Origin of the sequence: Actinoplanes oryzae (assembly GCF_030757795.1) — a bacterium.
Lineage (GTDB): Bacteria > Actinomycetota > Actinomycetes > Mycobacteriales > Micromonosporaceae > Actinoplanes.
In genome coordinates this window covers 58,842-68,125 of record NZ_JAUQWH010000028.1, presented here as the reverse complement: position 1 = coordinate 68,125, position 9,284 = coordinate 58,842, and the positions used below count along the sequence as shown (strand labels likewise).

At 75.6% G+C, this 9,284-nt stretch carries 8 protein-coding genes; all 8 read right to left on the bottom strand.

What is annotated here, in order from left to right:
- The coding region (locus RBH18_RS12615; RefSeq protein WP_306207128.1) for an ABC transporter ATP-binding protein at positions 1 to 467 on the bottom strand (467 nt) is incomplete at its 3' end.
- A gap of 70 nt (positions 468 to 537) precedes the next feature.
- Positions 538 to 3,012, bottom strand: a complete 2,475-nt coding sequence (gene pepN / locus RBH18_RS12610) for an aminopeptidase N (protein ID WP_306207126.1) — start codon at positions 3,010 to 3,012, stop codon at positions 538 to 540.
- Entirely contained in the window at positions 3,006 to 3,830 is an 825-nt protein-coding gene (locus RBH18_RS12605; RefSeq protein ID WP_306207124.1) for an ABC transporter permease, read from the bottom strand. Before RBH18_RS12605 ends, pepN begins: the two co-directional genes overlap by 7 nt.
- Entirely contained in the window at positions 3,827 to 4,777 is a 951-nt protein-coding gene (locus RBH18_RS12600) for an ABC transporter ATP-binding protein (protein ID WP_306207121.1), read from the bottom strand. Before RBH18_RS12600 ends, RBH18_RS12605 begins: the two co-directional genes overlap by 4 nt.
- A gap of 77 nt (positions 4,778 to 4,854) precedes the next feature.
- Positions 4,855 to 5,499 (bottom strand): response regulator transcription factor, encoded by a 645-nt coding sequence (locus RBH18_RS12595; RefSeq protein ID WP_306207119.1) that lies wholly within the window; start codon positions 5,497 to 5,499, stop codon positions 4,855 to 4,857.
- A complete protein-coding gene (locus RBH18_RS12590; RefSeq protein ID WP_306207117.1) occupies positions 5,487 to 6,710 on the bottom strand; it encodes a sensor histidine kinase in 1,224 nt (407 codons plus the stop codon). The genes RBH18_RS12595 and RBH18_RS12590 overlap by 13 nt, the downstream gene beginning before the upstream one ends.
- Positions 6,711 to 6,743: 33 nt before the next feature.
- Positions 6,744 to 8,834 (bottom strand): prolyl oligopeptidase family serine peptidase, encoded by a 2,091-nt coding sequence (locus tag RBH18_RS12585; protein ID WP_306207115.1) that lies wholly within the window; start codon positions 8,832 to 8,834, stop codon positions 6,744 to 6,746.
- Entirely contained in the window at positions 8,831 to 9,247 is a 417-nt protein-coding gene (locus RBH18_RS12580; RefSeq protein ID WP_306207113.1) for a helix-turn-helix domain-containing protein, read from the bottom strand. The genes RBH18_RS12585 and RBH18_RS12580 overlap by 4 nt, the downstream gene beginning before the upstream one ends.
- Positions 9,248 to 9,284 lie beyond the last annotated feature (37 nt).

The following is a 9,284-nucleotide window of genomic DNA, read 5'->3' as shown; positions in this document are numbered from 1 at the left end:
GGCCGGTGGGTCAGGCGGTCGCCCAGGTGCAGCGAATCGACCAGGTGCGCCAGCCACTCCCGGTCGGCCCGGCGCCCGCCGAGCCGCTCGGCGAGCGTGATGTTCTCCTCGGCGCTCAGCGTCGGGATGAGGTTGAAGGCCTGGAAGACGAAGCCGAGCCGGTCGCGGCGCAGCGCCGTCAGCTGCCGCTCCGACATCCGGGTCAGGTCGGCGCCGGCGATCGTCACCTGACCGGCGGTGGGCCGGTCGAGGCCGGCGACGCACTGCAGGAAGGTCGACTTGCCCGAGCCCGAGGGGCCCATGATGGCCGTGAACTGCCCGCGGCCGAAGTCGGCCGACACGTCGTCGAGCGCGGTGACCGCGGCGGCCCCCGACCCGTACGTCTTGGTCAGCCCGCGGACGGAGATCGCCGGGTCACCGGCGGGCGCGGGGGCGGTCTGCGGGACGAATGTCTGTTCCGGACGCATGGACCAAGTCCATCAGGACAGGGCGTTCCGGACATCATCGTGGAGAGGAGTTCCGGGGGTAGTGCCAGCGTTACCCCCGGGGTGCCGCTGCCGGGACCCCGGCCCGGTCGGCGGCGCGGGCGGCCAGCGCCCGGCACAGGCCGTCGTGCCCGTCGGCGACCACGGTGCGCAGCGGGCCGGGCGCCTGCCGCTCCAGCCATTCCCGGAGGGCCGCCTCGGTGTCGCCGGAGACCGCCCACAGCGGGAAGAGCCGCAGGGCGAAGTGGTGCGTCTGCGGGGCGGGCCACCGTCCGGCGACCCGGTCGAGGGCGGCGACGTACTCCCGGGCGTAGCCGGCGATCAGATCGACCTGGGCGGGATGGGCGAAGCCGGCCATCACCTGATCGCGGGCTGCCGGGCCCAGCCCGTCGCCGAGGATCTCCCGCCACGCCGACCGCTTCGCCGCCGCCGTCGGGCACGCCGCCCGCGCCGCCGGATCGCGGCGCAGCTCCGCCTCGGGAAGCTCCGTGCCGTGGGCGACGAGCGCGTGCACCAGCCGGCGGCGGAGCTCGTCGTCGACGACGAGACCGGGGAAGGGGCCGGCGCCGTCGAGGCAGGCCCGCAGGGTACGCAGCACGTCCTCGTCCAGCACGGCGGCGGTCAGCGCGCGCACGTACGCCGCCTGCCGTTCCCCGCCCGGCGCGGCCGCGACCGCCAGCTCCGTCAGCCGGCCGGTCAGCCGGCGCCAGGCGGCGGGTGCGTGATCCGGGTCGACGTAGAGGCAGATCGCCGAGTTCGCCCGCTGCAGCAGCCGGTGCCGCATCGCCGGTTCCGTCTCGGCGTCCAGCGCACCGAGCGTCATGCCGAGGTAGTCCCGGGCGCGCAGCCCGGCGTCGCGGGTCATCTCCCACGCCGCCGACCAGCACAGCGCCCGGGGCAGCGCGGGCGTGACGTCGCCGATGCGGGTGCGCAGGACGGCCACCGAGCCGGGGTCCAGCCGGGCCGCCGCATAGCCCAGGTCGTCGTCGTTGACCAGGATCAGCTTGCCCGCCGGCCGTCCGGTCAGCGCCGGGACAGCGGTCCGCGGGCCGGCGACGTCCACCTCCACCCGGGCGACGCGGACAAGCGCGCCGGATCCGTCGTCGTCGTACACCCCGACCGCCACGCGGTGCCGGCGCGGCGAGCCGCCCTGCTCCACGGCGACACTGCCCAGCCGCCCGTCCGCACGGCGGGTGAGCACCGGGCGCAGCTCGCTGACGCCGGTGGTGCGCAGCCACTCGTCCGCCCAGGAGGCGAGGTCGCGGCCGGAGGCCCGGGCCAGCGCGCCGAGGAGGTCGGCGAGGCCGGCGTTGCCGTACGCGTGCCGCCGCAGGTAGTCCGCCAGGCCGGCGCGGAACCGGTCCTCGCCGGTCCAGGCCACGAGCTGGCGCAGCACGGCCGCGCCCTTGGCGTAGGTGATGCCGTCGAAGCGCAGCTCCGCCCCGGCGCGGTCGGCGACGTCCGCCACGATCGGATGGGTCGACGGCAGCCGGTCCTGCTCGTAGGCCCAGGCCTTCTCGGTGAGCGCGAACGCGGTCCACGCCCCGGGATCGCCCAGCGCGGCCTGCGCGTGCACCGCCGCCCACGCCGCGAACGACTCGTTCAGCCACAGGTCGTCCCACCAGCGCATGGTCACCAGGTCGCCGAACCACATGTGGGCCAGCTCGTGCAGCAGCACCCCGGCGCGCCGCTGCCGGGCGGCCGGGTCGGCGGCTCCGGCCCGGGCGACGGACTCGGCCATCGTCACGCAGGCGGCGTTCTCCATGGCGGCGGCCGGCAGCTCCGCGACCAGGCACAGATCCAGCTTCGCGAAGGGGTAGGGCGTGGCGAAGACGTCCCGGAAGTGGGCGAGTCCCCGCGCCGTCGTGGCGAGCAGCTCCGCCGCGTCGACCTGCCCGGCCGTCGAGGCCCGGGACAACACCCTCAGCGGCACGTCGTGGTCACCGTCCCGCCAGACGGCGCCGGCTGCGGCGAGGGGTCCGGCCACGACCGCGACGAGGTACGGCGGGAGCGGCGCGCTCGGCTCGAACAGATGCAGTCCCGCCACGGCGGGCCCGGCCGCAGGTGCGTTGCCGGCAACGGTCCACCCCGGCGGGGCGACGACACGCAGCTCCACCGGCGCCTTGAGGTCGGGCTGGTCGAAGCAGGCGAAGATCCGCGCCGCACCCTCGGGCTGGCACTGCGTGTGCACGTACACTGCGTCGTCGGCGGGGTCCACGAACCGGGACAGGCCGCGGCCCGACGCCGACCAGCGACCGGCGGCGTCGACCACCAGCTCGTTCTCCGCCGCCAGGTCCGGCAGCTCGATGCCGCCCTCGCCCGCCTCCAGCCGCCCGCCGTTGAGCACCGCGTGGCGCACCTCGGCGATGTCGAGGTCGATGCGGCAGCTCGCGCCGGGGGTGCGGCACCGGAACCGGACGGTGGTCCGGGACGTGAACCCGGCGTCCCCGGTCAGGTCCAGTTCGACCCGGTAGGAGCGGACGTCGATCAGCTCGCTGCGGCGCTCGGCCTCGTGCCTGGTCACCATCGGCGGAAGCCCCGGGCGGCGAGGAGCATGCCGGCGCCGGCGACGACCGTGCAGGAGACCACGGCGCCGGCGATCGCGGCCGGGGCGGGCGGGCCCAGCATGAGGGAGCGGACGGCGTCCATGGCGTACGACAGCGGGTTGACCGCGGAGATCGGGCGCAGCCAGCCCGGCAGGCTCGTGACCGGGACGTACGCGTTGGAGGCGAACGTCAGCGGGAACATCAGCAGGGTCACGATCATCTGCATCTTCTCGGGGCTGCGCAGCCACGCGGCGGCGGCCAGGAAGATCCACGTCAGGCTGCCCGTGACGAGCACGGTGAGCAGCACCCCGCCCAGCGTGCCGGCGAGCCCCGCGGGCCGGAAGCCGAACACCAGCGCCCCGGCCACGATGATGATCGGGAGCTGGAGCGCGGCGCGGGCGGTGTCCGCCACGCTGCGGGCGCCGAGGACGGAGAGCGGGCTGATCGGCAGCGACCGGAAGCGCGCCATGAGCCCGTTGCGCGCGTCCTCGATGAGCAGCACGCCCGACTGCATGCCGGTGCTCAGCCCGGTCGTCACGAGCAGCGACGGGAGCAGGTAGTCGACGTAGGACACCCCGGCGGGGAAGCCCGGCGTGTCCGCGATGCCGCTGAACACCTGGCTGAAGAGCAGCAACGTGATCAGGGGCTGCAGCATGGTGAAGATGAGCAGCTGCGGCTCCCGCAGGTAGGGCCGCAGCGACCGGCCACTGAGCACGCTGAGCTGCTCGATCAGCGGGGCGCCGCGGCGGGCGCCGGGGGCGGTCCGCACCGGGACGTCGGCCCGGTCGACGGCCGTCACGCCGTCTCCGGCCGGGCGGTCCGCTGGAAGGCGAGGTAGACGTCGTCGAGGGTGGGGTCGTGCACGGTCGTGCCGGTCATCTCGCATCCGTTCTCGTCCAGCAGCCGCAGCAGCCGCAGCAGGTCGTTGCCGTCGGCCACCGGCACGGTCACCGTCCGCGGCCGGGTAGCGGCGGGCTCGGCCGGCAGTCCCGCGGCGCGCAGGGTCAGCAGGACGTGCCGCGCCGCGGCCGGGCCGGAGGTGGCGATCTCGGCGACGCGCCGGCCGTAGCGGGCCTTCAGCTCGTCCGGCCGGCCGGCGAACACCACGCGCCCGTCGTCGAGCACGGCCAGCCGGTCGGCCAGCCGGTCGGCCTCGTCGAGGTACTGGGTGGTGAGCAGCACGGTCGCCCCGCCGGCGACCCGCTGCTCCACGATCTCCCACAGCGCCAGCCGGCTCTCGGGGTCGAGGCCGGTGGTCGGCTCGTCCAGGAAGAGCACCTCGGGGTCGCCGACCAGGCCGGCGGCCAGGTCCAGCCGGCGGCGCATCCCCCCGGAGTAGGTACGCACCTTGCGGTGACCCGCTTCGCCCAGCCCGAGCGTGGCCAGCAGCTCGTCGGCCACCGCCGCTGCCGGGCGGCGCCGGAAGCCGAGCAGCCGGGCGATCAGCACCAGGTTGTCGTGGCCGGAGATCCGGTCGTCGACGGCCGCGTACTGGCCGGTCAGCCCGATCCGGCGGCGCACCTCGGCCGCGCCGGCGACGACGTCGTGCCCGGCGACCCGGGCCGTGCCGGCGGTCGGGGCGAGCAGCGTGCTGAGGATGCCGATCAGGGTCGACTTGCCGGCGCCGTTGTGGCCGAGCAGGCCGAGCACCGTGCCGCCGGGCACCTCCAGGGTGACGCCGGCGAGCGCCCGGGCGGCACCGAAGGACTTGCTCAGCCCCGCGACCGAGATGACCGGTTCACCCATGCCACCCAGTCTGCGGGCGGCCCCGGCCCGGACCCGGGGATGCCGACCGGGCGCCGACCTAGGTCAGGCCGCGGCGCTCAGCCCTGCAGGTAGGTCAGCACGGCGTGCACCCGTCGGTGGTCGACGTCGCTGCGGGCCAGGCCGAGCTTGGCGAAGATGCCGTTGACGTGCTTGAGGACGGTCGCCTCGCTGATCGACAGGGCGGCGGCGATCGCGGCGTTGGTCCGGCCCTGGGCCATGAGGGCGAGCACCTCGGTCTCCCGCTCGGTCAGCCGCTCCAGCGGGGAGATGTTGCGGCGCCGGCCGAGCAGCTGGCGCACCACCTCCGGGTCGATGACCGAGCCGCCCGCCGCGACCTCCTCGATCGCGCCGAGGAAGTCGTCGACGTGCCCGACCCGCTCCTTGAGCAGATAGCCCACGCCGCCGCTGCCCGAGGACAGCAGGTCGGTGGCCGACTGGTGGGTGACATGCTGGCTGAACACCAGGATCCGCGCGCCGGGATCCTCCGCCCGCACCTGGACGGCGACCCGCAGCCCCTCGTCGCTGAAGTCCGGCGGCATGCGGACGTCGATGATCGACAGATCCGGCCGCTGCTCCCGGATGGCCGCGAGCAGGGCGTCGCGGTCGCCGGCCACCGCCACGATCTCGTGCCCGCCGGAGCTGAGCAGGGCCACCAGGCCCTCCCGGAGCAGGACCGAGTCCTCGCCGATCACGATGCGCACGGAATCTCCATCGTGACGATCGTAGGACCCCCGGCCGGGCTGCGGACCAGCACCGTGCCCCCGTACGCCTCCACCCGGTCGGCGATGCCGGCCAGCCCGCCGCCGGCCGGGTCCGCCCCGCCCGCGCCGTCGTCGCGCACCTCGGCGACGATCCGGGCGCCGACGGCCACGACCGACACCGAGGCTGCCGCCGGCCCGCTGTGCTTGACCACGTTGGACAGCGCCTCGGCGATCGCGAACCACAGCGTGGACTCGACTCCCGCGGACGGCCGGCGGGGCAGGTCCACGCGCAGCTCGACCGGCAGCGGATGGTCGTCGGCCAGTTCGGCCAGCATCGCCGGCAGCCCCCGCTCGCGCAGCGTCGCCGGATAGATGCCGTGCACCAGGTCCCGCAGTTCGCGCAGGGCCCGGGCGGCCTCCTCGTGCGCCTTGTCGACCAGCGCGCGGGCGTCCGGGTCGCCGTCGCGCAGGCGCACCCGCAGCATGCCGAGGGTCATCAGCAAGGAGGTGAGCCGCTGCTGGGCGCCGTCGTGCAGGTCCCGCTCGATCCGGCGCCGCTCGAACTCGAACCCGGCCACCACCCGGGTCCGCGACGCGGTCAGCTCCCGCACCCGGCTGCCCAGCGCCGCCTCCCGGTCGCCGACCAGCAGCGAGCGCACCACCAGCGCCCGGGCGGCGGTGACCGCGGTGATCAGGTAGAGCCCGGCGGCCAGCAGCACCAGGCCCAGGACCGGGGCGAGCACGGCCCCGGGCAGGTGGGCCGCGTCGAGGCGCAGCCAGGCGAGCACCTGCACCCCGTCGCCGCGCCGGCCGGCGGTGAGCGGGGCGAGGACCAGGGTCAGCGGGATGGCGAGCAGCATGAACGGCACGAAGAAGTCGACGACGCTCAGCGGCAGGAGCAGGAGGCCGTACCCGAGCTCCTGCCAGGTCGCCCGCTCGCGCAGCCGCCCGGCGAGCCACCCGCCCGGGCCGGGGCGCGCGGGCGGAGTGTGCGGCGACGGTTGCCGGCCGCCCTCCACCCACGACAGCCGCCGGCGCTCGAGCGCGCCGAGCGGGATGCCGGCCCACGGCCCGAGCGGAAGGCAGGTCATCAACCAGCCGTACGCCACCAGCGGCGAGCACAGCAGGTAGCCCGCACACCGCCACGGCCACCAGCTGCCCAGCAGCCGCAACCGGCGGGCCGTCAGCGCGTCCCACGCCGTCTGTGTCATGCCGTGTGCCGTCCCTTCGTGGTTCACACCACTTCAGCACAACGCCGCGACGTCCATTCCGGTGTGCCGGGCGGCGAACACCAGTGCGTCGGCGAGCAGGGCGATGGCGCTGCTCAGGGACCGGGCGCCGTGCCCGAGGGGATCGCGGCGCAGCAGGATCGGGCCGTCTCCCGCGCCGGCGTGCTGCAACGCGGCACACATCTTGCGGGCGTGCCACGGCTCGACGCGGGTGTCGTTGTCCGACACCGTGAACAGCACCGCGGGATAGCGGACGCCGTCGCGGACGTGGTGGTACGGCGAGTACGACAGGAGGTGCTCGAACGGGCCGGGATCGGCGGCGGAGCCGTACTCGGCGGTCCACAGCCGGCCGAGCCCGCCGTGCTCGTAGCGGACCATGTCGAGCAGCGGCGCCGAGCAGACGACCGCGGCGTACAGCTCGGGGCGCTGGGTGAGCGCGGCGCCGACGAGCAGGCCACCGTTGGACGAGCCCGCCACGGCCAGCTGCCCGGGGGTCGTCCGGCCGGTCCGGATCAGGTGCTCGGCCACGGCGTGGAAGTCGTCGAACGAGTGCTGCTTGCGCGTGCCCATGCCGTCCCGGTGCCAGGACTCGCCCTCCTCCCCGCCGCCGCGCACCTGCGCGTGCACGTAGATGCCGCCCGCGCGCACCCACGCGAGCGCCTCGGGCGAGTAGTGCGGGCCGATGGTGACGCCGAACCCGCCGTACCCGCGAAGCAGCACCGGTCGCGGCCCGGAGCAGTCCGGCGGCGCCACCACGAGCAGCCCCACCTCCGTGCCGTCGGCGGAGCGGCAGGTCTCCCGGCCGGCCGTCGCCGCCGGCCGCGCGACCCCGCCGGGGGCGGCCCAGACCCGCAGCTCGTCCGTCCGCGCGTCCCAGTGGTGGACGACGGGCGGGGTGACGTGGTCCGTGTACGTGAACCAGGCCTCGTGCCCGCCGGTGGGCCGGACGCTGAGCCCGCCGACCGCCCCGCTGCCCGGCAGCGCCAGCTCGCCGAGCGCCTTCCCGGTGCGCAGGTCGTGCACGGTCACCTCGCTGACGGTGTGCCGGACCCATCCGGCGACCAGCAGCGGGTCGCCGAGTTCCGGCCCGTCCAGGACCGACCAGGTCCGCAGCACCGCGTCCGGCCGCTCCGCGATCAGTTCCTGCCAGGACGCGGGGCCGGGGGACAGGGGGTCGAAGACGCAGAGCCGGCCGCGCGGGGCGCCGACGGTGGTGAACGCGTAACCCCGGCCGTCGCGGCCGACGGAGAGCTGGGCGACGCCGGCGCCGCCCAGCTCGACCTCGGCGAACTCCGGGGCGCCGGGGTGGCTCGCGGTCAGATCGGCGAGCCAGACCCGGTTGACGGGCGCGGGGCCTGCCGAGGCGCTGATCACCAGCCAGCGGCCGTCGCGGCTCAGGTCGAGGGCGTACCCGGTCCCGGCGGGCAGCTCCGGGCCCCGCGCCCCGGGGAAGATCTCGACGTCCTCGGCGGCCGGGCGCCCGATCCGGTGCAGGAAGACGCGGCGGTGAAAGGCGGCCTCCCCGTCCGGTACGCACTCCGGCGGCACCTTGCGCACGTAGTAGAACGCCGTCCCGTCCGGCAGCCACGCGAGCATCGAGTACCGGGTGCGGTCGATCGGCCCGTCGACGACCCTCCCGGTGTCCACCGCCAGGACGCGCAGCTGCGACTCCTCGGTGCCGCCCGCCGACAGCTGGTACGCGACCAGGTCGCCCTCCGGCGACGCCTGCCAGATGTCGAGCGTCGTCCGCCCGGACGGATCCAGCACCGCCGGGTCCACCAGCACCCGCTGCGTCCCGTCCGGCTCGGCCACCCACAGCGAGCCGTGCTCCTGGCCGGCCGGGCGCCGCACCAGGAAGTGCCGGTTTCCGCGCCAGGCGGGCGCGCTCACGAAGTCGTGCCCGGCCAGCTGCCGGAGCCTGTCTTGCACCCCGGCGGTCGCCGGCGCGGCCGCCCGGTACGCGGCGAAAAGCTCGTCCTGGCGCGCCGACCAGGACGTGGTGGCGGCCGATGCGCCGTCCTCGAGCCACCGGTAGGGATCGGGCACCTGATGTCCGAAGTGGACCTCGACGGGGCCGGTGCGCGGCGCCGGCGGGTAGCCGGTCATCGCGCGCTCTGCCGGAGCAGGCGGAGCGCCTCCTCCTTCTGGCGGTCGGCCTCGTCACGCAGGATCCGGGCCCGGATGGTGCCCAGATGTCCCTGCGGCACCTGGAAGATCTTCTCGCAGGCGACCAGGATGTCGTTGGGCGGCACGCGCCGGCCGCTCTCGTAGTCGGCCAGGTTGCTGTGGGCGCGGAGCCCCAGCATCCGCACCACCCGCCGCTGGGAGAGGCCGAGGCGCTGGCGTAGCGCCCGCAGCTCGATGCCCAGCAGCGCCCGGGCCGGCGACGGGGTCCGTGGGCCGGCAGGTGCCGGCCCGCCCCGGCCGCCGCCGGCGGGCCGGAGGCCCCGGACGGTCCGGGTGTCCTGAGTGGCTTGGGCGACATGGGCGACTTGGGCGTCCTGCGGCGGACGAGACATTTCTTCCACCCCCGTGGTATCGACAGGTATCCGCGGT

Bases quoted from the DNA above. Each gene is read 5' to 3' on its own strand.
- RBH18_RS12585 (WP_306207115.1), bottom strand. From the start codon at position 8,834: ATGACCGGCTACCCGCCGGCGCCGCGCACCGGCCCCGTCGAGGTCCAC.
- RBH18_RS12590 (WP_306207117.1), bottom strand. From the start codon at position 6,710: ATGACACAGACGGCGTGGGACGCGCTGACGGCCCGCCGGTTGCGGCTG.
- RBH18_RS12580 (WP_306207113.1), bottom strand. From the start codon at position 9,247: ATGTCTCGTCCGCCGCAGGACGCCCAAGTCGCCCATGTCGCCCAAGCC.
- RBH18_RS12600 (WP_306207121.1), bottom strand. From the start codon at position 4,777: ATGGGTGAACCGGTCATCTCGGTCGCGGGGCTGAGCAAGTCCTTCGGT.
- pepN (WP_306207126.1), bottom strand. From the start codon at position 3,012: ATGGTGACCAGGCACGAGGCCGAGCGCCGCAGCGAGCTGATCGACGTC.